The sequence below is a fragment of the Pseudomonas sp. MOIL14HWK12:I1 genome (assembly GCF_000510705.1).
Classification (GTDB): Bacteria; Pseudomonadota; Gammaproteobacteria; order Pseudomonadales; family Pseudomonadaceae; genus Chryseomonas; species Chryseomonas oryzihabitans.
The window spans coordinates 90,563-115,305 of record NZ_KI783308.1 but is presented as its reverse complement, the minus strand read 5'-3'; the positions used below and the strand labels follow the sequence as shown (position 1 = coordinate 115,305).

At 67.8% G+C, this 24,743-nt stretch carries 22 protein-coding genes and 1 pseudogene; 15 read left to right on the top strand and 8 right to left on the bottom strand.

The window, feature by feature from the left end:
- Positions 1-244: 244 nt before the first annotated feature.
- The 3 genes from amn to PSEK12I1_RS0118190 all read right to left on the bottom strand — a co-directional run bounded on the left by amn (position 245) and on the right by PSEK12I1_RS0118190 (position 5,263).
- Entirely contained in the window at positions 245-1,717 is a 1,473-nt protein-coding gene (gene amn, locus PSEK12I1_RS0118200; protein WP_027602494.1) for an AMP nucleosidase, read from the bottom strand.
- Positions 1,718-1,787: 70 nt separating this feature from the next.
- Positions 1,788-3,533 carry an ABC transporter ATP-binding protein gene (locus PSEK12I1_RS0118195; protein WP_027602493.1) on the bottom strand — a complete coding sequence of 582 codons (1,746 nt, stop codon included), beginning with the start codon at positions 3,531-3,533 and terminating at the stop codon, positions 1,788-1,790.
- Entirely contained in the window at positions 3,530-5,263 is a 1,734-nt protein-coding gene (locus tag PSEK12I1_RS0118190) for an ABC transporter ATP-binding protein (protein ID WP_027597182.1), read from the bottom strand. The genes PSEK12I1_RS0118195 and PSEK12I1_RS0118190 overlap by 4 nt, the downstream gene beginning before the upstream one ends.
- Positions 5,264-5,442: 179 nt before the next feature.
- Between PSEK12I1_RS0118190 and PSEK12I1_RS0118185 the strand changes: the two genes are divergently transcribed.
- From PSEK12I1_RS0118185 to PSEK12I1_RS0118170, 4 genes are all read left to right on the top strand, one after another.
- Positions 5,443-6,240, top strand: a complete 798-nt coding sequence (locus PSEK12I1_RS0118185) for a hydroxymethylpyrimidine/phosphomethylpyrimidine kinase (protein WP_027602492.1) — start codon at positions 5,443-5,445, stop codon at positions 6,238-6,240.
- The gene (gene thiE / locus PSEK12I1_RS0118180; RefSeq protein WP_027602491.1) at positions 6,237-6,866 is read left to right on the top strand and encodes a thiamine phosphate synthase; all 630 of its coding nucleotides are present in this window, start codon (positions 6,237-6,239) and stop codon (positions 6,864-6,866) included. Before PSEK12I1_RS0118185 ends, thiE begins: the two co-directional genes overlap by 4 nt.
- Before the next feature lie 20 nt (positions 6,867-6,886).
- Complete coding sequence (hemL, locus tag PSEK12I1_RS0118175; RefSeq protein WP_027597184.1) at positions 6,887-8,173, top strand: glutamate-1-semialdehyde 2,1-aminomutase; 1,287 nt, start codon at positions 6,887-6,889, stop codon at positions 8,171-8,173.
- A gap of 197 nt (positions 8,174-8,370) precedes the next feature.
- Positions 8,371-8,916, top strand: a complete 546-nt coding sequence (locus PSEK12I1_RS0118170) for a tetratricopeptide repeat protein (RefSeq protein ID WP_027597185.1) — start codon at positions 8,371-8,373, stop codon at positions 8,914-8,916.
- A 12-nt stretch (positions 8,917-8,928) separates the two neighbouring features.
- On the opposite strand, the gene PSEK12I1_RS0118165 is transcribed toward PSEK12I1_RS0118170, so the two are convergent.
- Together PSEK12I1_RS0118165 and PSEK12I1_RS23945 are read right to left on the bottom strand one after the other, a co-directional pair.
- Positions 8,929-9,264, bottom strand: a complete 336-nt coding sequence (locus tag PSEK12I1_RS0118165) for a DUF1820 family protein (RefSeq protein ID WP_007159644.1) — start codon at positions 9,262-9,264, stop codon at positions 8,929-8,931.
- A 65-nt stretch (positions 9,265-9,329) separates the two neighbouring features.
- A pseudogene (locus tag PSEK12I1_RS23945) lies at positions 9,330-10,254 on the bottom strand (LysR family transcriptional regulator).
- 119 nt (positions 10,255-10,373) lie between these two features.
- On the opposite strand from PSEK12I1_RS23945, the gene PSEK12I1_RS0118150 reads away from it, so the two are divergent.
- From PSEK12I1_RS0118150 to lnt, 6 genes are all read left to right on the top strand, one after another.
- A complete protein-coding gene (locus tag PSEK12I1_RS0118150; protein ID WP_027597187.1) occupies positions 10,374-10,778 on the top strand; it encodes a RidA family protein in 405 nt (134 codons plus the stop codon).
- Between the two features lie 86 nt (positions 10,779-10,864).
- Positions 10,865-12,238: a tRNA (N6-isopentenyl adenosine(37)-C2)-methylthiotransferase MiaB gene (gene miaB, locus PSEK12I1_RS23940; RefSeq protein WP_155951403.1), complete on the top strand. Its 1,374-nt coding sequence runs from the start codon at positions 10,865-10,867 to the stop codon at positions 12,236-12,238.
- A gap of 100 nt (positions 12,239-12,338) precedes the next feature.
- Positions 12,339-13,355 (top strand): PhoH family protein, encoded by a 1,017-nt coding sequence (locus PSEK12I1_RS0118140; RefSeq protein ID WP_027597188.1) that lies wholly within the window; start codon positions 12,339-12,341, stop codon positions 13,353-13,355.
- Positions 13,345-13,800 carry an rRNA maturation RNase YbeY gene (gene ybeY, locus PSEK12I1_RS0118135; RefSeq protein WP_027602488.1) on the top strand — a complete coding sequence of 152 codons (456 nt, stop codon included), beginning with the start codon at positions 13,345-13,347 and terminating at the stop codon, positions 13,798-13,800. Before PSEK12I1_RS0118140 ends, ybeY begins: the two co-directional genes overlap by 11 nt.
- 7 nt (positions 13,801-13,807) lie before the next feature.
- Positions 13,808-14,644: an HlyC/CorC family transporter gene (locus PSEK12I1_RS0118130; RefSeq protein ID WP_027602487.1), complete on the top strand. Its 837-nt coding sequence runs from the start codon at positions 13,808-13,810 to the stop codon at positions 14,642-14,644.
- Positions 14,645-14,872: 228 nt separating this feature from the next.
- Positions 14,873-16,420 (top strand): apolipoprotein N-acyltransferase, encoded by a 1,548-nt coding sequence (gene lnt, locus PSEK12I1_RS0118125; RefSeq protein WP_027602486.1) that lies wholly within the window; start codon positions 14,873-14,875, stop codon positions 16,418-16,420.
- 7 nt (positions 16,421-16,427) lie between these two features.
- On the opposite strand, the gene PSEK12I1_RS0118120 is transcribed toward lnt, so the two are convergent.
- Together PSEK12I1_RS0118120 and PSEK12I1_RS0118115 are read right to left on the bottom strand one after the other, a co-directional pair.
- Positions 16,428-17,189 carry a YdcF family protein gene (locus PSEK12I1_RS0118120; protein WP_027602485.1) on the bottom strand — a complete coding sequence of 254 codons (762 nt, stop codon included), beginning with the start codon at positions 17,187-17,189 and terminating at the stop codon, positions 16,428-16,430.
- Positions 17,190-17,230: 41 nt separating this feature from the next.
- Positions 17,231-17,554, bottom strand: coding sequence for a hypothetical protein (locus PSEK12I1_RS0118115; RefSeq protein WP_231501056.1), 324 nt, complete (start codon positions 17,552-17,554; stop codon positions 17,231-17,233).
- Between the two features lie 177 nt (positions 17,555-17,731).
- Between PSEK12I1_RS0118115 and leuS the strand changes: the two genes are divergently transcribed.
- The 5 genes from leuS (at position 17,732) to PSEK12I1_RS0118090 (ending at position 23,767) form a co-directional block, all read left to right on the top strand.
- Entirely contained in the window at positions 17,732-20,395 is a 2,664-nt protein-coding gene (leuS, locus tag PSEK12I1_RS0118110; RefSeq protein WP_027602483.1) for a leucine--tRNA ligase, read from the top strand.
- Between the two features lie 25 nt (positions 20,396-20,420).
- Positions 20,421-21,035 carry an LPS assembly lipoprotein LptE gene (lptE, locus tag PSEK12I1_RS0118105; protein WP_027602482.1) on the top strand — a complete coding sequence of 205 codons (615 nt, stop codon included), beginning with the start codon at positions 20,421-20,423 and terminating at the stop codon, positions 21,033-21,035.
- A 48-nt stretch (positions 21,036-21,083) separates the two neighbouring features.
- Positions 21,084-22,121, top strand: a complete 1,038-nt coding sequence (gene holA, locus PSEK12I1_RS0118100) for a DNA polymerase III subunit delta (RefSeq protein WP_017642504.1) — start codon at positions 21,084-21,086, stop codon at positions 22,119-22,121.
- A gap of 88 nt (positions 22,122-22,209) precedes the next feature.
- Positions 22,210-22,371, top strand: a complete 162-nt coding sequence (gene arfA / locus PSEK12I1_RS23935) for an alternative ribosome rescue factor ArfA (RefSeq protein WP_007159657.1) — start codon at positions 22,210-22,212, stop codon at positions 22,369-22,371.
- A gap of 73 nt (positions 22,372-22,444) precedes the next feature.
- Complete coding sequence (locus tag PSEK12I1_RS0118090) at positions 22,445-23,767, top strand: lytic murein transglycosylase (protein ID WP_027602481.1); 1,323 nt, start codon at positions 22,445-22,447, stop codon at positions 23,765-23,767.
- A 46-nt stretch (positions 23,768-23,813) separates the two neighbouring features.
- Here the strand turns inward: PSEK12I1_RS0118090 and PSEK12I1_RS0118085 are convergent, their stop codons facing one another.
- Entirely contained in the window at positions 23,814-24,716 is a 903-nt protein-coding gene (locus PSEK12I1_RS0118085; RefSeq protein WP_027602480.1) for a LysR family transcriptional regulator, read from the bottom strand.
- Between the last annotated feature and the right edge of the window lie 27 nt (positions 24,717-24,743).

The window sequence follows — 24,743 nt, the reverse complement described above, 5'->3', positions numbered from 1 at the left end:
CAGCTCTCTCCCAGGGGGAGAGGGGGGCCGTCCGAACGACTCTCTGGCCTGGTCAGCACCGTAGCGTGGAAAACGGCGCAGCCTTTTCCACTGAGGCCTTAGCTGCAGTGACACCCTCACCCCAACCCTCTCCCGGAGGGAGAGGGGGCCACCTGCGCAACTCTGGACCAATCGAGCTGGGTCTCATCGCCTTACCGTAGGTTGGGTTGAGCGCAGCGAAGCCCAACAGGCCCAACCCCAACCCTTACCGGAACGGCGGCTCGTCGAAGCTGCGTAGCTTACGCGAGTGCAGGGAGTCGAGCTGAGTGCGCAGCTGGTCCAAGGCAGCGATGCCGATCGCCAGGTGCTGGCTCACCGCGCGGGCATAGAAGGCGTTGGCCGAGCCCGGCAGCTTGATCTCGCTGTGCAGGGGCTTGTCGGAGACGCACAGCAGGGTGCCGTAGGGCACCCGCAAGCGATAGCCCTGGGCGGCGATGGTGCCACTTTCCATATCCACCGCCACGGCGCGCGCCAGGTTGATCAGCGGGCGTTCCTGGGCCCAGCGCAACTCCCAGTTGCGGTCGTCGTAGGTCAGCACGGTGCCGGTGCGCAGGCGGCGCTTGAGCGCCTCGCCGCGTTCGCCGGTGACGCTGGCGGCGGCTTCCTGCAGTGCCACCTGCACCTCGGCCAGCGCCGGGATGGGGATGTGCGGCGGCACCACGCGGTCGAGGATGCCGTCGCGTCTCATGTAGGCGTGGGCCAGCACATAGTCGCCGATGGTCTGCGACTGCCGCAGGCCGCCACAGTGGCCGATCATCAGCCAGCAGTGCGGACGCAGCACCGCCAGGTGGTCGGTGATGTTCTTGGCGTTGGACGGGCCGACGCCGATGTTGACCAGGGTGACGCCATGGCCGTCGCTGGCGATCAGGTGGTAGGCCGGCATCTGGAAGCGATGCCAGGCGATGGCGGCGATGACCACCTGGGCCTCGGTCGGGTCCATGTCGCGTTCGATGATGACGTTGCCCGGCAGCACCAGGCGCTCGAAGCGCGGATCGCTGCGCAGCTGTTCGAGGCCGTGCTGGATGAACTGGTCGACGTAGCGATGGTAGTTGGTCAGCAGGATCCAGGGCTGCACGTGGCGCCAGTCGCTGCCGGTGTAGTGGACGATGCGACGCAGCGAGAAGTCGGTACGGGCGGCGTCGAACAGCGCCAATGGCAGCGGATCGATGCGCTCCCAGTCGTAGTGGCCGTCGGCGATGTCGTCGTGGGCGGCGGAGAGATCGGTGCTGGGAAAGACCCGCGCCAGCTCGGCGGCGGTCACGCCACTGCCGGCCAGTTCGTCGCCCTGCTCCACCACATAGGGATAGGGGATGTCCTGGCGACTGCGACCGATCTCGACCTGGACGTCATAGTCGCGCATCAGCGGTTCGAGCTGTTCCAGCAGATAGCCGCGAAAGGCCGCCGGATGGGTCACGGTGGCCACATAGGTGCCGGGCAGCTGGATCTTGGCGTAGGCGCGGGTGGTGGCCGGCGGCACGCCGGGGGCGCGATAGCGGATGCGGATCTCGGGATAGCGGAACAACTCGCGTTCGGCCGCGCTGGGCTCGACGCGATCCTTGAGATAGCGCTTGAGGGCGGCATCCAGGGCCTGGGTGGCCTCCTGATGCAGCGCCGCGAGACGGTCCACCGCCTCGCTGGCGGTGGCAACGACGGTGAAATCCTCGGGTACGGAGGTCATGCAAGTTTCCTTGTTGGGGCACTGCTATAGCTGACACCCTAACACCCCTGCATGACAACGGCTTCCCCCGCTAAAGCGTCTTTTCCCCCTGGGCGTGCTGCTCCCACAGGCGCCGATAGTGGCCGTCGGGCCGCTGTAGCAAGGCCTCGTGACTGCCCTCCTCCACCTTGCGCCCATCGCGCAGCACCAGGATGCGATCGGCATGGCGGATGGTGGAGAGCCGGTGCGCCACCACGATCAGGGTGACCTGGCCGCGCAACTCGTCCAGCGCCCCCTGCAGCCGTGCCTCGGTGGCGCTGTCGATGCTGGCGGTGGCCTCGTCGAGCAAGAGCACCTTGGGTTCGCGCAAGAGCGCCCGAGCCAGCGCCAGCAGCTGCCGCTCGCCGGTGGACAGGGTGAAGCCGCGCTCGCCCAGTAGCGTATCCAGGCCCTCCGGCAAACGCGCCACCAGGTCGTCCAGGTGGGCGGCGGCCAGGGCTTCGCGCAGTCGCGCGTCCGGCACCTGGCTGCCGAGCAAGAGGTTGTCCCTCAGGCTGCTGGAGCGGATGAAGGGTTCCTGGGGCACGCTGGCCAGGGCCGCGCCCAGCACCTCCGGGGTCAGGCTGCCCAGTTCGCGACCGTCCAAACAGAGGTGACCGCCGGTGACCGGCTGCAGCCCGGCGAGCAGGTCGAGCAGGGTCGACTTGCCACTGCCGGTGGGCCCGACGATGCCGAGAAAGGTGCCCGGTGGGATGTCCAGGTCGATGCCGTGCAGGGTGTCGTGCCCGGCGCCGGCATGGCGGAAGCGCACGGCGTCGAGGTGGAAGTGCGCGGTCGCGATGGGCCGGTCGTCTTCGCCGCTCAGCGCCGGCTTCTCTTCCAGCAGGTGCAGCAGGCGGGTACCGGCCACCGTGGCCTGCTGGAACAGGTTGAATCTCTGGGTGATGTCCATCAGCGGCTCGGTCACCCGCCCCAGGTAGGTGACGAAGGCATAGAGCACGCCAATCTCGGCGCCGCCCTGCAGATGGCCCATCCCGTAGACCAGCAGCAGCACCGCCAGCACCGCCACGCTGACCAGATCCAGGGCCGAACGCAGCAGGAGTCCGGAGACACGGATGGTGCGCATGCGGGCGCCGTACTGGGCCTGATTGAGCCGCTGGAAATCCTGGCGGAAGCGCTCGGTCTGGTTGAAGGCCTGCAACAGGCCCATACCGCCGATGGCCTCGCCCAGGCGGGCGCTCTGCTCGGCGCGCAGCATCCTGACCTCCATGGCCGCCGCCCCGCTGTATCGCTGATAGGCCCAGACGATCAGCATGGCCGCCGGGATCAGCAGCACGGCGATGGCCATCAGGCGCACGTCGAGCAGGGCCATGGCCACCAGGATGCCGATCAGCAGCACGATGTTGCCGACCATGTTGCCGAGAAAGGCCACATAGAGTTCACGCAGGGCGTCGGTGTCGTTGGTGACCCGCGCCACCAGTTCGCCGGTGGCGGTGCGGTCGTGGAAGCTCTGCGGCAGGCTCAGCACGTGGCGGAACAGCCGGCGCCGCTGCAGGAGCACCACGTCCATGGCGATCTCGGCGAATCTCAGCGATTGCAGGTAGCGACCGTAGGCGGCCAAGCCCTGGGAGACCACATAGGCCGCCACCAGGCCCACCAGCGGCCAGAGCCGCAGGTCGTGAGGCACCAGGTAGTTGTCCAGGTAGTGCTTGGTCAGCCAGGGCCCCAGCACATCGAACAGGGTCGCCGTGACCAGGATCGCCACGGTGCCGGCCAGCTTGCGCGGATTGGCCAGTACCGGCTTGAGCAGCAGCGAGAGCACGCGGGTCTTGGTCATTGGCTGGCCTCCTCCGCCTGCTGCAGCGTCCAGAGTCGGGCATAGAGGCCACCGGCGGCGAGCAGCTCGGCGTGCCGGCCCCGCTCCACCAGGCTGCCCTGGTCGAGCACGATGATCTCGTCGGCCTGCTGCACGGCGGAGAGCCGGTGGCTGACGATCAGGGTGGTGCGCCCCTGCAACCCGGCCAGCGTCTTCAACAGGCGGGCTTCGGTGGCGGTATCCACCGCCGAGAGGGTGTCGTCCAGCAGCAGGATGGGCGCCGGCGAGAGCAACGCCCGCGCCAGGGCCACCCGCTGGCGCTGGCCACCGGAAAGGGTCAGGCCACGCTCGCCCACCGGGGTGTCCAGGCCTTGCGGCAGGGCCGCCAGGTCGGTGCCGAAGGCGGCGGCATCCAGGGCTTCGCGGATCTCCCCGGCGGTGGCGTCGGGACGACTGAGGGCGACGTTCTCGCCCAGGGTGCGGGCGAACAGGAAGGGATCCTGGGGCACATAGGCGAATTGGGCGCGCAGGTCGCCCAGGCGATACTCCTCCAGCGGCACCCCGCCCAGGCGGATGCAGCCCTGCTCCAGCGGAAACTGGCGCAAGAGCAGGCGCAGCAGGGTGCTCTTGCCGCTGCCGGTGGCACCGACGATGCCCAGGGTATCGCCGGCGGGCAGGTCGATGACCACGTCCTGCAAGGCCGGCTGACGCGCCTGGGGATAGGTGAAGGCCGGGATGTAGACCGACAGATCGGCCTGGTCCGGTGGCGTCTGGGTGCCCTCGTCGCGGATGCGCTCGGTGACGGCGAACACCTCTTCCAGCCTACGCGCTCCAGCCTCACCACGCTGCAAGAGGTTGAAGCACCAGCCAATGGCGAACATCGGCCAGATCAGTTGCACCAGATAGAGGCTGAAGCTGGTCAGCTGGCCGAGGGTGATATGGCCGTCGAGATAGCGCCAGCTGCCCATGACCAGGGTCAGCAGGGTGGCGAGGCTCAGGGCGACAAAGATGATCGGCTCGTAGCGCGCCTCGGTGCGCTGCACCTGGTAGTCGGCCTTGGCCACGCTGCGGGCGCGGGCGTCGAAGTCGTCCAGCTCGGCTTCGATCAGGGCGTGCTGACGCAGCATGCGCAGACCGCTCAGGGCTTCCTGGGTACGGTCGTTGAGGGCGGAAAAGCCGGCCAGCGCCAGGCCGAAGCGCTGCTGCACCCGCCGCGCCACGCGATAGAAGCCCCAGGCCATGAAGGGAAAGGGCAACAGCGCCAGGGCGGCCAGGGGCGCGTCGATGCCGATGAACATGGCCAGCAGCACCAGCAGCAGGGTCAGCATGCCGTCGAAACTGGCCAGCACCCCTTCGCCGGCGGCCGTCTCCACGGCGTCGATGTCCTGGGTGGCGCGGGCCAGCAGATCACCGGTGCGACTGGACTGGAAGAATCCGGGATCCAGCCGCGCCAGCTTGGCGAAGAAGGCGTCGCGCAATTCCACCCCGACCTGGTAGGAGGTGCCGAACAGCCGCACCCGCCACTGATAGCGGAGCACATAGAGGCCACAGCCGACCGCCACGATCAGGGCGACGCGCCAGAGCAGCCCGGTCTGATCCAGCTCGCCGGCGCGCAAGGCGTCGATGGCCTTGCCGATCCACCAGGGCAGGGTCAGGTTGAGCAGGCCGACGCCCAGCAGGCAGAGAATGGCAGTCCCGTAGGCACGCCGTTGGCGCAGGAAGAAATCACGCAACAACCGCCACAACGCCATAGAACCGCCTTACCCGAGCAAAGGTGCAGTATATCGGCTACCCAACCGGCAGCGGAGTTCCTTCGTCCCGATGCGGGTCCCATGTCAACGGGTGGCGCGGGGCGCGAGGTCGTTGTAGGGTGCCACTCCCTGCGGCGCCCGGCCGCTGCGCCCCTTTTTCCTTTGCTAGGCTGACGTCCATGACCCTCGAACCCCAACGTCCCGTCGTCCTCTGCCTGTCCGGCCACGATCCGAGTGGCGGTGCCGGCCTGCAGGCCGACATCGAAGCCCTGCTCGCCCAGGGTTGCCATGCCGCCCCGGCGGTCACCGCCCTGACCGTGCAGGACACCGTCGACGTGCGCGACTTCCGGGTGCTGGATCGCGAGTGGGTGCTGGCCCAGGCCCGGGCGATCATCGCCGACCTGCCGGTGGCGGCGGTCAAGCTGGGCATGCTCGGTTCGGTGGAGATGGTCGAGACGGTGCTGGAGATCATGGAAGCCCTGCCCGGCGTACCCCTGGTCTGCGATCCAGTGCTGCGCGCCGGTGGCGGCGGCGCCCTGGGCAAGGACGAGGTCGGCTATGCCATCCGCGAACGGCTGCTGCCACGCGCCACCATCGCCACCCCCAATCTCCCTGAGGCGCGCATCCTCGCCGAGTTGCCCGAGGGCACCCCGGAGCAGTGCGCCGAGCGCCTGCTGCCTTTTTGCGCCCACCTGCTGATCACCGGTGGCCATGGCGAGGAACACGAGGTGCACAACCGGCTCTATGATCGCGAAGGTCGCTGCGAGACCCACGTCTGCCAGCGCCTGCCCGGCAGCTACCACGGCTCCGGCTGCACCCTGGCCAGTACCCTGGCCGGGCGCCTGGCTCTGGGCGAAGCCCTGCCCAGCGCGGTGCGCAGCGCTCTGGACTACACCTGGCGCACCCTGAGGGACGCCGAGCGCCCCGGTCGCGGCCAGTACGTGCCGCGCCGCCTGCCACTGGACTTCTGTTCATGAGCCCGCTGCGCGGCCTCTATGCCATCACCGACAGCGCCCTGCTCGCCGAGGGTCGCCTGCTGCCCTATGTGGAGGCCGCCCTGCAAGGCGGCGCCCGGCTGGTGCAGTACCGCGACAAGTCAGAGGACGCCAGTCGCCGTCAGGACGAAGCCGCTGCCCTGGCCGAGCTCTGCCGCCAGCACGGTGCCCAGCTGATCATCAATGACGACCTCGCCCTGGCCCGCCGGCTGGGCGTCGGCCTGCACCTGGGCCAGGAAGACGGCTCCCTGGCCGCGGCCCGCGCCGACCTGGGGGCGGACGCTGTTCTTGGCGGTACCTGCCACGCCAGCCTGGAACTGGCCGAGGCCGCGGCCCAAGCCGGCGTCAGCTACCTGGCCTTTGGCCGCTTCTTCGCCTCCAGTACCAAGCCGGATGCCCCGCCGGCGCCCCTGGATTTGCTCGACCAGGCCCGCAGCCGCTTCGCCTTGCCGGTCTGCGCCATCGGCGGTGTCACCCTGGACAATGCCCCGCTTCTGCTCGACCACGGCGTCGATCTGCTCGCCGTCGTCCACAGCCTGTTTTCCGCCGCCAGCGCGGGCGAGGTGGAGCGCCGCGCGCGCGCCTTCGCCCAGCTGTTCGCGGCCTGATCTCATTCAAGGAGACCCCTATGTCCCGCTCCGCGCAACTCTTCGACCAGGCCCAGCGCCACATCCCCGGCGGCGTCAACTCGCCGGTCCGCGCCTTCAAGAGCGTCGGCGGCACGCCGCTGTTCTTCAAGCACGCCCAGGGCGCCTACATCGTCGACGAGGATGACAAGCGCTATGTCGACTACGTCGGTTCCTGGGGTCCGATGATTCTCGGCCACAGCCATCCGGACGTGCTCGACGCGGTGCGCCGCCAGCTGGAACACGGCCTCTCCTATGGCGCCCCGACCGCCCTGGAAACCACCATGGCCGACCTCATCTGCGAGCTCGTGCCGTCCATGGAAATGGTGCGCATGGTCAGCTCCGGCACCGAAGCCACCATGAGCGCCATCCGCCTGGCGCGCGGTTACACCGGGCGCGACACCATCATCAAGTTCGAGGGCTGCTACCACGGCCACTCCGACAGCCTGCTGGTCAAGGCCGGCTCCGGCGCCCTGACCCTGGGCGTGCCCAGCTCGCCCGGCGTGCCGGCGGCCTTCGCCCAGCACACCCTGACCCTGGCCTACAACGACCTGGGCGAAGTGGAAGAAACCCTGGCCAAGGTCGGCGACCAGATCGCCTGCATCATCGTCGAGCCGGTGGCCGGCAACATGAATTGCGTGCCGCCGGCGCCGGGCTTCCTGGAAGGATTGCGTAGCCTCTGCGACCAGTACGGCGTGGTGCTGATCTTCGATGAGGTCATGACCGGCTTCCGCGTCGCCCTGGGCGGCGCCCAGGCGCACTACGGCATCCGCCCCGACCTCACCACCTTCGGCAAGATCGTCGGCGGCGGCATGCCGGTGGGCTGCTTTGGTGGCAAGCGCGAGATCATGGAAAAGATCGCCCCGCTCGGCCCGGTCTACCAGGCCGGCACCCTGTCGGGCAATCCACTGGCCATGGCCGCCGGCCTCACCACCCTGCAGCTGATCCGCCGCCCCGGCTTCCATGCCGAGCTGACCGACTACACCACGCGCATGCTGCAGGGCCTGCAGGATCGCGCCGATGCCGCCGGCGTGCCCTTCGTCACCACTCAGGCGGGCGGCATGTTCGGTCTCTACTTCAGCGGCGCCGAAGACATCGTCACCTTCAGCGATGTCATGGCCAGCGACAGCGAGAGATTCAAGCGCTTCTTCCACCTGATGCTGGACGGTGGCGTCTACCTGGCACCCAGCGCCTTCGAGGCCGGCTTCACCTCCATCGCCCATGGCGACGAGGAATTGCGCATCACCCTGGACGCCGCCGAGCGCGCCTTCGCCACCTTCAAGGACTAGGTGTCATTCGTCTCGCTTGCGGAACCTCTCTGCCCTGCCGGCCTCACACCTAGTTGAGTGGCCGGCGTCACAGGTAAAAAAGTTCCGCCGTTGCGCGTAAAGGTTTTGAAAGCGTGCGTCGGCTTGACCCATAATGAGACGTCGGCGCGTTTCGCCGACCGGGTTCTCCGAACCTGCCTCGCTTGTGGAGGCGCTTCATGCACCGCGCTGGTCGTACCCTGTGCGCAGCCCTAATCCTGATGCCCCTGGTCGCCCTGGCCGGAGGCAATTCGCTGCTCGTCCCCAGCACCAGCCGTTGCAACCTGAATCTGGCCAACGAAGCCCTGGCGCAGGCGATCGCCCGTTGCCAGCAGATCGCCCATGACGGCGATTCCCAGGCGCAGTACGAACTCGGTGACTTCTACTACGAAGGCAAGCAGACGCCCAAGGACCTGAACCAGGCGCGTCAGTGGTTCGAGCAGGCCTCGCTCAAGGGCAATGCCGATGCGCAGAATCGCCTCGGCAACATGTTCTTTCGCGGCGAGGGCGTACCGCCCAACAATATCCAGGCCTACATCGTGCTGAAGATGGCCGCCATCAATGGCAACGACGAAGCCATGGACACCGCCGACCTGGTCAGCGCCCAGATGCGCCGGGACGAGCTGGAGATGGCCACCCAGGTGCTGGGCCAGATCTTCCGCGACTATCTGCAGGACATGCAGACCGCGGGCAACCTCAATCCCTTCCAGCCGCCGCAGAACTGACCGCGAGCCCGGTCAGGGCTTGTCGGGCATGGGCATGGGGAACGGCATGACATTGGTGCCGCCCTTGGCTTCGCTGATCTTGGGCTGGCCCAGGCGCTCCACCTCGTCGATGCGGATGATCGAGTGCATGGGCACGAAGCTGCGCACCACGCCTTCGAATTGCGCCTTGAGCTTTTCCTCGCTCGGATCCACCACCACCTGGGTGCGTTCGCCGAACACCAGCTCCTCGATCTCCAGGAAGCCCCAGAGATCGCTCTGGAAGATCTGCTTGGCGTAGATCTCGAAGACCTGACCCTGGTTGACGAAGATGACCTTGTAGATGGCCGGCTTGCTGGGGGATGAGCTCATGGTGGACGCGGGGTTCGCCGAGGAAAAAGGGGGCGGCGAGCATAGCATGTCGTCCCCGGCTGCCGTCAGGGCTCGCCCGGGGTTTCCAGCCAGGCCCGCTCGGCCACCAGGGCCGTCACCCAGTCGATGAAGACCCGCAACTTGGCGCTGACGTGACGGTTGGGCGCGAAGGCCAGATACAGCGGCATGGGGGCCACCCGCCAGTCCGCGAACAGCCTGACCAGTTCGCCGCGGGCGACAGACTCCGCCGCCAGATAGTGCGGCAGGCAGACCACACCGAGCCCGGCCTGCCCCGCGGCTAGGCAGGCATTGCCGTCGTCCACCTCCAGACGGTGCTGGCTCTGCAATTCCAGGCGCTCGCCCCCGCGCCGCAGGGCATAGGGAAAGCCCTTGCCCGCCCCCCCAGAGGAACCGCACCACCCGGTGCGGTGCCTCGGCCAGTTCGGCGGGATGAAGCGGCACACCCTGGCCGGCGAGATAGGCCGGCGCGGCATAGCACCCCAGTTGCAGCGCCCCGAGCGGTCGGGCCACCAGATACTGCTCGCAGATGCGCCCGCCGCGGATCACGCAATCGACGTTGTCGCCGATCAGATCCACCTGGCGATCGCTGACGCCCAGTTCGAGCTGGATGTCCGGATAGCGCTGGAAGAAGTCCGGCAGGGCCGGGATCAGGATCAGCCGCGCCAACGGACTGGGCACGTCTACCCGCAGGCGGCCACGGGGCGTGCGGGTGGCCACCGAAAGCCCCGTCTCGGCATCGTCCACCGCCGCCAGCACGCCCAGGCAGCGGTCGTAGTAGGCGGCGCCGTCGGCGGTGACCTGCACCTGCCGGGTGGTGCGATTGAGCAGGCGCACCTGCAGGTGCGCTTCCAGCTGCTGCACCTGCTGGGTGACGCGGGTGCGGCTGCTGCCGAGGGTCTCGGCCGCGCGGGTGAAGCTGCCCGCTTCCACCACCCGCACGAAGGTCTGCATCGCGGCGAACAGATCCATGCCGATTCCTCACCAGGAGATTGTTTGGATTGTACAAACAATGCTGACCGCCGGGCCGGGTTTATCCCCTGGCGGGCGACGCCTAAGGTGGCCCCATCCATCCCTACCGGAGCCCCACCATGACCCGCGACGTCGTCTTTCCCGCCCAGCGCCACGCCCTCTACGAACAGCACCGCTATTCGCCGGCCATCCGTTCCAACGGCTTTCTCTTCGTGTCCGGGCAGGTCGGCAGCCGCGCCGATGGCTCGCCCGAGCCGGAGCTGGAAGATCAGGTCCGCCTGGCCTTCGCCAATCTCGACGCCGTCCTCACCGCGGCAGGCGCTTCCTTCGCCGACGTGGTGGACGTCACCCTGTTCATGGTCGATGCCGAAGCCAGCTTCGAACGCATCTGGCCGGTGCTGTTGGAGCACTGGGGCACGGCGCCCTACCCCACGGTGACTGCGGTCGGCGCCACCTGGCTGGCCGGCTTTCGCTTCGAGATCAAGGTCATCGCCCGGTTGCCGGAGGGCGCTGCCCAGGCCTAGACCGACCGCCTTCCGGGCGGCTCTTCCCCGTCCGGAAGGCCATCATTATAATGCGCGGTCCACTCGCCACCGACTCCCTGCCGCGCATGTCCAAGAAGCTCTATATCGAAACCCATGGCTGCCAGATGAACGAATACGATTCGTCGCGCATGGTCGACCTGCTCGGCGAACGGGAGACGCTGGAAGTCACCCAGAATCCGGCCGAGGCCGACGTCATCCTGCTCAACACCTGCTCGATCCGCGAGAAGGCGCAGGAAAAGGTGTTTTCCCAGCTCGGTCGCTGGCGCGAACTCAAGCTGGAGAATCCCGACCTGGTGATCGGCGTCGGCGGTTGCGTGGCCAGCCAGGAAGGCGCCGCCATCCGTGATCGCGCGCCCTATGTCGACGTGGTCTTCGGGCCGCAGACCCTGCATCGCCTGCCGGAAATGATCGACGCCGCGCGCACCACCCGGGCGCCCCAGGTGGACATCTCCTTCCCCGAGATCGAGAAGTTCGACCGCCTGCCCGAGCCGCGCATCGACGGCCCCAGCGCCTTCGTCTCCATCATGGAAGGCTGCAGCAAGTACTGCACCTTCTGCGTGGTGCCCTATACCCGCGGTGAAGAGGTCAGCCGGCCGCTGGATGACGTCCTTGCCGAGATCATCCACCTCGCCGAACACGGCGTGCGCGAGGTGACCCTGCTGGGCCAGAACGTCAACGGCTATCGCGGCGCCACCGGCGACGGCCGCATCGCCGACTTCGCCGAGCTGCTCTATGTGGTGGCGGCGGTGGACGGCATCGACCGCATCCGCTACACCACCTCGCACCCGCTGGAATTCTCCGACGCCCTGATCCAGGCCCACGCCGAGATCCCGGAACTGGTGAAATTCGTCCACCTGCCGGTGCAGGCCGGTTCGGATCGCATCCTGGCGGCCATGAAGCGCAACCACACGGCGCTGGAGTACAAGTCGCGCATCCGCAAGCTCAAGGCGGCGGTGCCGGACATCTGCATCAGCTCGGACTTCATCGTCGGCTTCCCCGGCGAGACCGAGAAGGACTTCGAGCAGACCATGAAACTGATCGAGGACGTCGGTTTCGACTTCTCCTTCTCCTTCATCTACAGCGCCCGCCCCGGCACCCCGGCGGCGGACCTGGTCGACGACACCCCCGACGAACTCAAGAAGCAGCGCCTGCAGATCCTGCAGACGCGCATCCACCAGCAGGGCTTCGAGATCAGCCGGCGCATGGCTGGCAGCGTCCAGACCATCCTGGTGAGCGACTTCTCCAAGCGCGATCCCGGCATGCTGCAGGGCCGCACCGAGAACAATCGCATCGTCAACTTCCGCTGCAGCGATGCCAGCCTGATCGGCCAGTTCGTCCAGGTGCACATCGACGAGGCCCTGCCGCACTCCCTGCGCGGCACCCTGCTGGCCCCCGTCGCCAGCGGTGCGCGCCCGCCCGTCGCCGTCGCGCTGGCCTGATGGATGGTCGCACGCGCCCTTTGCCAAGGGCGCGACGCAGGTTACTCTCAAGCTACGTCAAGTTTTCGTAAAGCCAATCCAAAGGGTTTCCCAGCACACCTTGAATACCCCCCAGACGCTCCAGCATTTCACCCTCGAACCCTTCGATGCCGACCGTTTCGCCAACCTGTGCGGCCAGCTCGATGAAAATCTGCGCCAGATCGAAGGCCGTCTTGGCATCGAGATCCGCAATCGCGGCAACCAGTTCGAACTGGTCGGCGATCCCGAGCGCACCCGCGCGGCCCAGAACCTCCTGCAGCGCCTCTACCGCGAGACCGCCAGCGGCACCGCGGTGGCCCCGGAACTGGTGCACCTCTACCTGCAGGAATCCGGTCTGGAAGCCCTGCAGCAAGAGCACCGCGGCGGCGGCGACACCAGCGTGGCCCTGCGCACCAAGAAGGGCATGATCCGCCCGCGCGGCGCCAACCAGCAGCGCTACGTCAAGTCGATCCTCGATCACGACATCAACTTCGGCATAGGCCCGGCCGGTACCGGCAAGACCTATCTGGCCGTGGCCTGCGCCGTGGACGCCCTGGAGCGCGAGCAGATCCGCCGCATCTTGCTGGTGCGCCCGGCGGTGGAAGCCGGCGAGAAGCTCGGCTTCCTGCCCGGCGACCTGGCGCAGAAGATCGACCCCTACCTGCGCCCGCTGTACGACGCCCTCTACGAGATGCTCGGCTTCGAGCAGGTGGCCAAGCTCATCGAGCGCCAGGTCATCGAGGTCGCGCCGCTGGCCTACATGCGTGGCCGCACCCTCAACAATAGCTTCATCATTCTCGACGAAAGTCAGAACACCACCCTCGAGCAGATGAAGATGTTCCTGACCCGGATCGGTTTCGGCTCCACCGCGGTGATCACCGGTGACGTCACCCAGGTCGACCTGCCGCGCGGCACCAAGTCGGGTCTCAAGCACGTCATCGAGGTCCTGCGCGACGTGCCCGGCATCGGCTTCACCCATTTCGAGTCCAAGGACGTGGTGCGCCACCCGCTGGTGCAGCGCATCGTCGAGGCCTACGACCGCTTCGAGGCGCTGCAGGACAAGCCGCGCGCTCACGGAGAGGATCGCCATGGCGATTGAGCTGGACGTCCAGGTCGCCAGCGAGGCGGCCGACCTCCCCGAGGAGCCGGACTTACGTCGCTGGTGTGAACTGGCCCTGCGCGCCCGCCAGGGCGATTCGGAACTCACCATCCGCCTGGTGGACGAAGACGAAGGCCGCGAGCTCAACCGCACCTGGCGGCACAAGGACTACGCCACCAACGTGCTGTCCTTTCCGGCCGACGTGCCGGACGAATTCCTCGATATCCCCCTGCTCGGCGATCTGGTGATCTGCGCCCCCGTGGTGGCGCGCGAGGCCGCCGAGCAAGGCAAGCCCGCCAAGGCGCACTGGGCGCATCTGGTCATCCATGGCTGCCTGCACCTGCTCGGCTACGATCATCTGGAGGATGACGAAGCCGAGGAGATGGAAGAACTGGAACGCCAATTGCTCGCTGAACTGGGCTACCCCGATCCCTACGGTGAATGACACACACATGAACGAAGATCGATCAGGCGCTGGGCATCGTTCCTGGCTGGAACGCATCGTCCAGGCCTTTGCCCATGAACCCAAGAGTCGCCAGGAACTGCTGGAACTGCTGCGCGAGGCGCATGAGAACAAGGTGCTCGACAGCGAAGCCCTGTCCATCGTCGAGGGCGCCATCTCGGTGGCCGACCTGCAGGTACGCGACATCATGGTGCCGCGCTCGCAGATCATCAGCATCCGCGCCCACCAGACCCCGGCGGAATTCCTGCCGGCGGTGATCGAGGCCGCCCACTCCCGCTATCCGGTGATCGGCGACGGCCCCGACGACGTCCTCGGCCTGCTGCTGGCCAAGGACCTGCTGCCGCTGCTGCTCGACCACGAGCGCACCTTCGACCTCAAGGCGGTGCTGCGCCCGGCCACCTTCGTGCCCGAGTCCAAGCGGCTCAACGTGCTGCTGCGGGAATTCCGTTCGACCCACAGCCACATGGCCATCGTGGTGGACGAATACGGCGGCGTCGCCGGCCTGGTCACCATCGAGGACGTGCTCGAGCAGATCGTCGGCGAGATCGAGGACGAGCACGACGTGGAGGAAGAGAGCTTCATCAAGTCGCTGCCCAATGGCGACTTCGTGGTCAAGGCGCTCACCCCCATCGAGACCCTCAACGAAACCCTGGAAACCCGTTTCGCCGATGCCGAGGCCGACACCGCCGGTGGCCTGGTGATGAATCGCCTGGGTCACCTGCCCAAGCGCAACGAGGAAACGGTGATCGACGACTTCCGCTTCCGCGTGCTCAACGCCGACGGCCGCCGCATCCACCTGCTGCGCGTGACCCCGGTCAATCGGTAGCGCCCTTACCCCCTCTCCCCCTTCAGGGATTGTTTAATCGCGGCCATGGGCCGCTCCTACAAGAGCTTGACATCCTGTAGGAGCGGCCCATGGCCGCGATTGCCCTTCGCCTGAACACTCCCTTTCTTCACCCGGACTGCGATCTGCCTCGCTCCCCGCACACGCCTTTGGCACTCCCCCGCGGCGGCGAGTAAGCTTGCGCAGCCTCGATCGGACCAAGGATTTTCGATGCGCTGGATCTCTCAACCCGGCTGGAAGGGCAACCTTCTGGCGCTCTTCGCTGGTGCCCTCACGCCCCTGGCGCTGGCCCCCTTCAACATCTGGCCGCTGGCGCTGCTGTCCGCCGCCCTCTTCTACCTGGGCCTCAAGGGTCTTGGTGTCTGGCGCGCCCTGCTGCGCGGCTGGTGCTACGGCTTCGGCGCCTTTCTCGCCGGCACCAGCTGGATCTACGTCAGCATCCACACCTATGGCGCCGCGCCGGTACCCCTGGCGCTCTTTCTCACCGTAGGCTTCTGCGCCGGTATCGCCCTGTTCTTCGCCCTGCCGGCCGCGCTCTGGGCGCTGTGCCTGAGACGCAACCAGGCGCCCCTGGGCGACGCCCTCACCTTTGCCGGCCTCTGGTTCGCCCTGGAACTGTTCCGCAGCTGGGCGCTGACCGGCTTTCCCTGGCTGCTGCTCGGCTACAGCCAGCTCAACGGCCCCCTGCAGGGCCTGGCGCCGCTGGGTGGCGTCTGGCTGATCTCCGCCGCGCTGGCCTTTACCGCAGCGCTGCTGGTCAACGCCCCGCGCCTGATCATGTGGCCGCTCGCCCTGGTCGCGGGCCTGGTGCTGGTGGCCCTGCCGTGGGTGGCCGGCGACGTCTTCAAGGGCCAGGTCTGGACGCAACCCGCCGGCGCGCCGCTCAAGGTCGCCGGGGTCCAGGGCAACATCGCCCAGGAACTCAAGTGGAATCCCGACCACGCCCGCGCCACCCTGGCGCTCTATCGCGACCGCACCGCCGAGCAGACCGATGCCGACCTCGTGGTCTGGCCGGAAAACGCCATTCCCGTGCTGCGCGAATACGTCAGTGACTTCCTCGCCGCCGAAGGCGCCCAGGTGGCGGCCCATGGCGGCGCCCTGGTGACCGGCCTGCCGGCGCGGGAACGCGACGCCGACGGCGATTCGCGCTATTTCAACAGCATCACCGCGGTCGGCAACGGCTCGGGCACCTACTACAAGCAGAAGCTGGTGCCCTTTGGCGAATACGTGCCGCTGCAGGACTACTTGCGCGGCCTGATCGGCTTCTTCGACCTGCCCATGTCCGACTTCGTCCGTGGTCCCGAGCAGCAGGAACCGCTGCTGGTGAAGGGCTATCGCGTGGCGCCCTACATCTGCTACGAGGTGGTCTATCCGGAATTCGTCGCCAGCATGGCGGCCCGGAGTCAGCTGCTGCTCACCATCAGCAACGACACCTGGTTCGGCAAGTCCATCGGACCGCAACAGCACCTGCAGATGGCGCAGATGCGCGCCCTGGAAAGCGGGCGCTGGCTGGTACGGGTCACCAACGACGGCATTACCGCCCTGGTCGATCCCTTCGGTCGCATCAGCCGGCAGATCCCGGCCTTCGAGGTCGGCGTGCTGCAGGGCACCGTGGTGCCCATGGACGGCCTGACGCCCTATCTGCACTACCGCCTCTGGCCGCTGGGGATCTTTTCCGCCCTGGTGCTGCTCTGGGGTCTGCTAATGCGTCGGCAGGATCGCCCGGAAGAGACGCCGCTGGTGGTCACCCAGAGCTAGGCGCGCGTCAGCGATAGGCGAGCGGATAGAGAAGTAGTCCGGCAGCCTCGTTGAGCAACTGGGCGGTCTGCTCGACCGCCTTGGCTTCCGGTAGCCAGCCACCGAAGGGCCGGGCATTGACGACGCCGATAAAGCCCATGGGCGCGGCCACCACGGCGAAGCCCTGCCGTTCGAAACACCAGCGCGAACGAGCCATGTGATAGGCCTGGGTCACCAGCACCACCCGCTTGACCCCGGCCTCGCGCAGCAGCGGCGCACTCAGGGTGGCGTTTTCCCAGGTGGTGCGACTGCCCCCTTCCTGCCAGCGCACCGGCACCCCCAGGTCGCGTTCCATCACCTCGGTCATCAGCGCCGCCTCGCTCAGTGGACGGTCATGGGGCGAGCCCCCGGTGATCAGCACCGGCAGGCCGCTGGCCTTGGCCAGCCGCGCCGCATAGCGCAGCCGCTCCACCGCCAGGTGGCTGGCGGCATCGCCCGCCCAGCCCGGATCGTCCACTTCGCGACCGGCGCCCAGCACCACGATGGCGTCGGCCTGCTGCGCAAGGTCCGCCCAGCGCACCTCGGGCAGCGCGGCATCGCGCTCCAGCAGGCGTCCACCCGTTTCCACCACGACCGGCAGGGTGCTGGCCCAGAGGCCCAGCAGACCGCCCAGGAAGCAGACCAGCCCCAGGCGCGGATAGCGACGACGCAGCCACCAGCCCAGCAACAGGAGCAGCAGCAGGCCGCCCGGTGGCAGCAGCAGCTGCTTGAAGAAATAGCGCAGACCCATGGTCCCTCCGGTCGGGGGCGACCTCCGGGTCGCGGCGGCGCCTAGTGTAGGGGAGCGCCGACCGGGGCAGAAGGACTCTCGACCAGCAGTCGTCGGCCCTGACACCGCGGGCAGAAGGCACCCGCCGGCTGGACCCGGCCACAGCCCAGGCAGCAGGCCATGGCGGCGTCGGCCGCCTGATGGCGCGCCAGCCAGCGCTTGACCAGGGCGTATTCGGCCGGACTCAGGCCCTGCACCTCGACTTCCTCATCGGCTTTGTCATAGAGGCGCTCCTGGGTAGCCGCCTCATCCAGCGCCAGCGCCAGGCGCCGTTGCAGGCGCACGTCGACGGGCAGCTTTTCGGACTCGCGTCGAAACTTTCCCATGATGGCGATCATCCTCCCGAATAATTGAACGGACGTTTGAACAGCCTAGTACGGCCCTTCCAACCCTGCCTCCCCCGGAGTGCGAAACAAGCGGCGGACCGGGACATTTCCCCGCGCTCGGGGGGTCATGTATGCTTGGCGGCTCGATCAAACGCCTCTGCAGCCCTCGACACGCCCATGCACGAACACTATCAGCCCCGCGAAATAGAAGCCGCCGCCCAGTCCTTCTGGGACCAGAATCTGTCCTTCAAGGCCACCATGCGCCCGGGCCAGGAGAAGTTCTACTGCCTGTCGATGTTCCCCTACCCCAGCGGCAAGCTGCACATGGGGCACGTGCGCAACTACACCATCGGCGACGTCATCGCCCGCTACCAGCGGATGCTGGGCAAGAACGTCCTGCAGCCCATGGGCTGGGACGCCTTCGGCATGCCCGCGGAAAACGCCGCCATGAAGAACGGCGTGGCCCCCGCCAAGTGGACCTACGAGAACATCGCCTACATGAAGTCCCAGCTGCAGAGCCTGGGTCTGGCGATCGACTGGTCCCGCGAGGTCACCACCTGCAAGCCCGACTACTATCGCTGGGAGCAGTGGCTGTTCACCCAGTTGTTCGAGAAGGGCATCATCTACCGCAAGAACGGCACGGTGAACTGGGACCCGGTGGACCAGACCGTCCTGGCCAACGAGCAGGTCATCGACGGCCGCGGCTGGCGCAGCGGTGCGCTGATCGAGAAGCGCGAGATCCCCATGTACTACTTCCGCATCACCGACTATGCGGAAGAGCTGCTGACCTCCCTCGACGGCCTGCCCGGCTGGCCAGAGCAGGTCAAGACCATGCAGCGCAACTGGATCGGCAAGTCCCGCGGCATGGAGGTGCAATTCCCCTATGACCAGGACAGCATCGGCGCCGAAGGTACCCTGAAGGTCTTCACCACCCGCCCCGACACCCTGCTCGGCGCCACCTATGTCGCCGTGGCCGCGGAACACCCGCTGGCCACCCAGGCCGCCCAGGGCAATGCCGAGCTGCAGGCCTTCATCGACGAGTGCAAGCGCGGCGGCGTCGCCGAAGCCGACATCGCCACCCAGGAGAAGAAGGGCCTGGACACCGGCCTGTTCGTCCGTCATCCGCTGACCGACGCCCGCCTGCCGGTATGGGTCGCCAACTATGTGCTGATGCACTACGGCGACGGCGCGGTCATGGCCGTGCCCGGTCACGACGAGCGTGACTTCGAATTCGCCAATAAGTACCAGTTGCCCATCGTCCAGGTGGTGGATACCGCCGAGGCCACCCAGGTGCTGGCCAATCCGGACGACTACAGCCCCGAGGAATACGAGCGCTACCAGTTCGACCCGGTGCAGTGGAAGGACTGGTACGGCAGCAAGGAAGGCTTCCTGATCAATTCCGGTGCCTACGACAACCTCGCCTACGACGCCGCCTTCGACGCCATCGGCGCCGATCTGCAGGCCAAGGGCCTGGGCCAGCCGCGCACCCAGTTCCGCCTGCGCGACTGGGGCATCAGCCGCCAGCGCTACTGGGGCTGCCCGATCCCCATCATCCACGGCGACGATGGCGTCGATATTCCGGTGCCGGCCGACCTGCTGCCGGTGGTGCTGCCCGAGGACGTGGTGCCGGACGGCGCCGGCTCGCCCCTGGCGCGCATGCCGGAATTCTACGAGACCGTCGATCCGCGCAACGGCCAGCCGGCCCGTCGCGAAACCGACACCATGGACACCTTCGTCGAGAGCTCCTGGTACTTCGCCCGCTATGCCTCGCCGAATTTCACCGGCGGCATGCTGGACAAGGAAGAGGCCAACTACTGGCTACCCGTCGACCAGTACATCGGCGGCATCGAGCACGCCATCCTGCACCTGCTCTACTCGCGCTTCTTCCACAAGCTGATGCGCGACCAGGGCCTGATCGATTCCGACGAGCCCTTCGAGAATCTGCTGACCCAGGGCATGGTGGTGGCCGAGACCTACTACCGCACCAATCCCAACGGCAGCAAGGACTGGTTCAACCCGGCCGATGTCGAGGTGGAACGCGACGCCAAGGCCAAGGTGATCGGGGCGCGCCTGAAGAGCGACGGCCAGCCGGTGGAAATCGGTGGCGTCGAGAAGATGTCCAAGTCGAAGAACAACGGCGTCGATCCCCAGGCGATGATCGACCAGTACGGCGCCGACACCTGCCGCCTGTTCATGATGTTCGCCTCGCCGCCGGACATGAGCCTGGAGTGGTCCGATTCCGGCGTCGAGGGTGCGAGCCGCTTCCTGCGCCGCGTCTGGCGTCTGGCCCAGGCCCACGTGAGCCAGGGCCTGCCGACTGCCGGCGCCCTCGGCGAGCTGTCGCCCGCCCAGAAGGACGTCCGCCGTGCCATCCACCTGGCCATCCGCCAGGCCAGCCAGGATATCGGTCAGCATCACAAGTTCAACACCGCCATCGCCGCGGTCATGACCCTGATGAATGTGCTGGAAAAGGCCGCCCAGGACAGCGACACCGATCGCCGTCTGCTGCAGGAAGGCCTGGAGGCCGTCACCCTGCTGCTGGCGCCCATCACCCCGCACATCGCCCACGGTCTCTGGCAGCAACTGGGCCACAGCGACGCGGTCATCGACGCCCGCTGGCCGCAGGTGGACGAGAGCGCCCTGGTGCAGGACAGCCTGCAGATCGTCATCCAGGTGAACGGCAAGCTGCGCGGCCAGATCGAAGTACCGGCCGATGCCAGCCGCGAGGCCATCGAGGCCGCCGCCCGCGCCAACGAGAACGTGGCACGCTTCACCGAGGGTCTGACCATCCGCAAGGTCGTCGTGGTCCCGGGTAAACTGGTCAACATCGTCGCCAACTAAGACACGCGAACGGAGCAGACAACAGATGAAGAAACGGATTCTCCCCGGCCTTGCGGTAGTCGGCCTGGCGACCCTGCTGACCGCCTGCGGCTTCCAGCTGCGTGGCACCGGCGAAACCCGCCTGAGCCTCACCGAGCTGAACCTGACGGCGCGCGACGCCTATGGTCAGACCGTCAAGGACGTCCGCGACATGCTGGACGACGCCCATGTGCGGGTCACCTCGGGCGCGCCCTACACCCTGGATCTGGGCGGCGAAGCCCAGAGCGAGCGCACCGCCAGCTACACCAGCGGCGCCCGCAGTGCCGAGGTCGAGCTGACCACCCGTCAGCCCTACAGCATCATTGGCAAGAACCAGGCGGTGCTGGTCAGCGACTACCTGGAAACCCAGCGCTACTACGTGACCGACCAGAACAACATCGTTGGTTCCGAACAGCAGAAGGACCAGTTGCGCCGCGAAATGCGTCGCGAGCTGGTGCAACAGCTGGCCGCCCGCCTGCAGGCCGTGACGCCGGAGCGCCTGGAGAAGCTGCAGCGCGACGCCGATGCCCGTGCCGCCGCCAAGGCCGAAGCCGACCGCCGCGCCCGCGAGTCCGCCCCGCCGCAGCAGTCGCCGATCGAAATCCCCACCCCCGCGCGCTAAGCGCCGCATCCGGAGCCGCAAGGCTCCGGTTTGCCCTTCCGGTTCAGCATGAAACTCAACGCCAACCAGCTCGGCAAGCAGCTCCAGGGCTCGCTGGCCGCCGTCTATGCCGTCAGCGGCGACGAGCCGCTGCTCTGCCAGGAAGCCAGCGACGCCATTCGCGGCGCGGCCCGCGCCCAGGGCTTCGACGAGCGCGAGGTCTTCGACGTCGATGCCGGTTTCGACTGGGGTCGTCTCTATGAGGCCGGCGCCAGCCTCTCGCTGTTCGCCCAGAAGCGCATCCTCGAATTGCGCCTGCCCACCGGCAAGCCGGGCGACAAGGGCTCCGCCGCCCTGCTCGACTACCTGGCCCGCCCCGCCGAAGACACCCTGCTGCTGATCAGCCTGCCGCGCCTGGATGCCGCCGCCCAGAAGACCAAGTGGGCCAAGGCCCTGCTGGAGCACCCGCAGGCGCAATTCGTGCAGATCTGGCCCGTGGAACTGGCGCAGCTGCCGCAGTGGATCAACCAGCGCCTGTCGCGCCTGGGGCTGGCGGCCACCCCCGAGGCGGTCGAACTGATCGCCGAGCGGGTGGAAGGCAATCTGCTGGCCGCGGCCCAGGAGATCGAAAAGCTCCGCCTGCTCATCGAAGGCTCCCAGGTGGATGCCGAGACCGTGCGCGCCTCGGTGGCCGACAGTGCCCGCTACGACGTCTTCGGCCTGCTGGACGCCGCCCTGGCCGGCGATGCGGAACATGCCCTGCGCATCCTCGAAGGCCTGCGCGGCGAAGGCGTGGAAGCCGCCGTAGTGCTCTGGGCCCTGGCCCGGGAGCTGCGCCTGCTGGCCAACCTCGCCCATCTGCAGGAAAGCGGCACGCCGCTGGAGCGCGCCTTCACCCAGGTCAAACCGCCGGTGTGGGACAAGCGGCGGCCGCTGGTCAGTCGGGCCCTGCAGCGCCAGGGTGCGCGCCGCCTGGAAGCCCTGCTGCGCGAAGCCCAGGTCGCCGACGAACAGATCAAGGGCCAGGCACCCGGCGAGGTCTGGCTGACCCTGGCCAGCCTGGCGCTGACGCTCGCCGGCAAGCGGCTGGCCCTGCCCAGGTCCTGACGCTGGCCGCGCCTTGCAATCCACGGCCCTTGCAATAGACTGGCGCGCCCCCATCAAGGGGGAGTCCCCAACCCTCGGAGCACGCACCATGGCCAAGAAATACAGCCGCGGCCCCAACAAGGCCAAGGTCCTCGTCAGCGATCCCCGATATCGCGCCCGCCAGGAAAAGCCTGCCAAGGGCAAAGGCAGCTACCGCCGCGAAGCCTTCTCGTTGCAAGACGAGAAGGCTTCGGTCTTTCTGGCCGCCTGAAAGCCGCGTCCAGACGCCAGCACCCGGGCCGTGCTAAGGTGAGTCTTCCTGCCTAGACGTCCGGTGGAGACAGATGCAATTCGGGAAAACCCGCGGATTCAAGACCGGCGGCCTCCTCGCCGGAACCCTGGTCACCCTGCTGACCGCCGCCCTGGCCGCCTGCGCCCAGACTCAGACGACGCCCTCCGCGGCGCCCTCTTCACCCTCCTCGTCCAAACCCGCGCCCGCGGCCAATGCCCCCGCCTCGGCGGCCGAGGCCATGCCGCAGCCGGATGAAAGCTTCGAGCAATGGCGCAGTCGCTTTCGTACCCTGGCCCTGGGCCGGGGCATCTCGGCCGCCACCTTCGACCAGGCCTTTGCCGGCGTGCAACCCGATCCGGCAGTGATCGCCGCCGACCGCAGCCAGCCGGAATTCACCAAGCCGGTCTGGGAATACCTGGAATCCGCCGTGTCGCCGCTGCGGGTGCGCAACGGCAAGAGCCTGCTGATCCAGCAGGCCGGGCTGCTGGCCTCGCTGGAGGCCCGCTATGGCATCGAGCCGGCGCGCCTGATGGCCTTCTGGGGCATGGAGAGCAACTACGGCAACAACATGGGCAACAAGGGCGTCATCCGCTCCCTGGCCACCCTCGCCTACGAAGGTCGCCGCCCGGACTTCGCCCAGGATCAGCTCATCGCCGCCCTCGGCATCCTGCAGCACGGCGACGTCACCGCCGACCGCATGATCGGCTCCTGGGCCGGCGCCATGGGCCAGACCCAGTTCATCCCCACCACCTACGACCAGTACGCGGTGGACTTCGACGGCGACGGTCGCCGCGACATCTGGGGCTCCACCGCCGATGCCCTGGCCTCCACCGCCAACTACCTCAAGGCCTCCGGCTGGCAGGACGGCAAGCCCTGGGGCTACGAGGTCCGGGTACCGGCCAATTTCGACTACAGCCTGGCCGACATGGGCGTGCGCAAGAGCCTGGCCGAGTGGAACTCCCTGGGCATCCAGGGCCTCGGCCTGCCGCAACCGGCCGCCCAGCCGAGCGACAGCGCCTCGCTGCTGCTGCCCGCCGGCCATCGCGGCCCGGCCTTCCTGGTGTTCAATAACTTCCGCACCATCCTCAAGTACAACAACTCCAGCTCCTATGCCCTGGGCGTGGCGTTGCTCTCGGAGCGCTATCGCGACGCCGGCCAGATCGCCGGCAGCTGGCCCACCGACGACCTGCCGCTGAGCCGCAGCGAGCGTGTGGAGCTGCAACAGCGCCTGGCCGCCCTGGGGCTCGACCCGGGCAGCGCCGACGGCATCATCGGCGCCAACACCCGCAAGGCCATCCGCGCCTACCAGCAGTCCCAGGGCTGGCCCGCCGACGGCTATCCCAACCATCAGCTGCTGGACAAGCTGCGCGGCTAGGGCCTGACGACGCCCCTTATCCACACGTGGAAAGGGGCGTCCGCCGTCAGCCCTGGCGCGCCACCTCCCCCACCAGCGCCTCCAGCAGAGCTGTCGCCGCCGGCGCCAGCTCCGCGAAGTCTCGGCAACCCACCACCAGGTCACGACGCGCCCAGGCGTCCTTCAGCGGATGACGGGCCAGCGCCAGGCCCGGTCCTGCGCGGAGCAGACTCGCGGCCGGCAGGATGGCCACACCCAGGCCACCGGCGACCAGGGCACAGGCCTGGATCGCACTCGGCACCCGGATACGGATCGCCAGCTCCCGCCCCCATTGCGCGGCCTGGGCTTCCACATGCAGTTGCAAAGCATTGCCGCGGGACAGGCCGACAAAGGGCTGCTCGAGCAGATGGGCGAAGTCGACCGCCTCGCCGTCCTCGAGCCTCAGGCGACCCGGCGCCGTGACCAGCACCAGGGGATCCGTCCGGAATGGCCGGACCTGTAGCCCTTCCAGCCCCGGCGCCGCGACGAAGATCCCCAGGTCGGCACGCCCCTCACGCAGCGCCAGCACGATACGCGGGCTGGGCAGCTCCTCGACGTCCACGTCCACCCGGGGCTGCGCCTGGAGGAAATCGGCCAGGGGCGCATCAAGGTGCTCCATCACCGCGGCGCCATTGGCCAGCAGCCGTACCCGCGTGCGGCTGTCCGCCTCGGCGCCAGCGAGGTCCTGGTCCATGTCCTCCAGTCGCTGCAGGATCGCCCGGGCATGGCGCTCCAGGGTCAGACCGGCCGGGGTGGGGCGTACCCCACGCGCATGGCGGATCAGCAGCGGCGTACCCAGGCTGTCTTCCAGGGCCTTGATGCGGGCACTGGCGGAAGGCAGCGCCAGGTGGCTCCGTTCGGCGCCCAGGGTGATGCTGCGCGCCGCCACGACATGGAGAAACAGACGCAGGTCGAGCAGGTCATAGCGCATCGCCGCAGAGCCTCTGTGCCGACCGTA